The 1,250-nt window shown below is 60.5% G+C and carries 1 protein-coding gene; it reads left to right on the top strand.

From position 1 onward, the window contains the following. A protein-coding gene (locus tag VSR71_RS34945; protein WP_342917902.1) for an IS3 family transposase occupies positions 1–1,201 on the top strand; the annotation gives its coding sequence in 2 pieces (ribosomal slippage) (positions 1–311 and positions 314–1,201; 1,199 coding nt annotated over the 2 pieces). This gene is flagged as partial in the annotation. Positions 1,202–1,250: the final 49 nt, after the last annotated feature.

Below are 1,250 nucleotides of genomic sequence, written 5' to 3' on the forward strand. Positions count from 1 at the left end.
CTTTTAAATTGGCGGTGGTGGAGGAAGTTGAAAGAGGCGATCTGACGTATAAGGAGGCGCAACGCAAGTACGGGATACAAGGCAGCGCCACAGTGCTGGTATGGTTGCGCAAGCACGGACTACAGGACTGGAGCGGCGCACTGCCACTGGGCGCCCGGTATGACACGATGGGAAACCAAGACAAAGCCAAGCCTCTCACGCCCGAACAGCGCATCAAGGAGTTGGAGGTGCAGTTGCGCGAGGCGCAAGAAAAAGCGCGATTGTTCAAGGCAGTGATCGACGTGATCCAGAAGGAGCATGGAGTCCGTATCACAAAAAAGCCTTCGGGCAGGTCCTCGCGAAAGAGCTCGTCCAAGGGCTAAGCGTTAGCAGGGCCTGCCGTTATTTCGGCCTCAGCCGCCAGGCTTACTACAAGCGCCGCGACAGCGAGCTTCGACGCACCGCTCGGGAGGCCACGATTTGCGCTTTGGTGACCGACGTGCGGCTGCGCCAGCCCCGCATTGGCACGCGCAAGCTGCAGCAGATCCTGCGAGCGCCGCTCGAGAAAGCGGACATCCGGGTGGGCCGGGACCGGCTATTCGATATCCTGCGCGCAACCAGGCTGCTGGTGAAGCCGCATCGGGCCTATCACAAGACCACCAACAGCCATCACCGCTTCCGGCGCCACCCTAATCTGCTCAAGGACGGGCCGCAGCAGGTTGTGCCCACGGCGGCCGAACAGGTCTGGGTCGCTGACATTACCTACCTTCCCACCGCGCAGCAAACGGTCTACCTGAGCCTGGTCACGGACGCCTACTCGCGCAAGATCGTGGGCTACCACGTTCATGACACGCTGCAGACCGAGCAGGTGAGCCAAGCGCTGAAGATGGCGCTACGCTCGCGCCGGACCCGGCAAAGGCTTGTGCACCATTCGGATCGGGGCGTGCAATACTGCGCGACCCACTATCAGGCGATTCACACGCGACACGGACTGACCTGCTCCATGACCGACGGCTACGACTGCTACCAGAACGCCATGGCAGAGCGCGTCAACGGCATCCTCAAAAGTGAATTCCTGCTGAACCGTCCAGCGGATCTGCAGCAAGCTGCTCGTATGGTGAGGGAGTCCGTACACATCTATAACCGCGAACGCCCCCATCAGGCCCTGAAATACAAAACGCCCGATGATGTTCATCGGGCGTCTGTTTCCACCGGGCGCTAGCCGCCGAATGGCGCTACCAAAACCTGTCAACCTATGTCAGGACTTGACA

Source organism: Cupriavidus oxalaticus (genome assembly GCF_038900635.1).
In the GTDB taxonomy this organism is placed as follows: Bacteria; Pseudomonadota; Gammaproteobacteria; order Burkholderiales; family Burkholderiaceae; genus Cupriavidus; species Cupriavidus oxalaticus_B.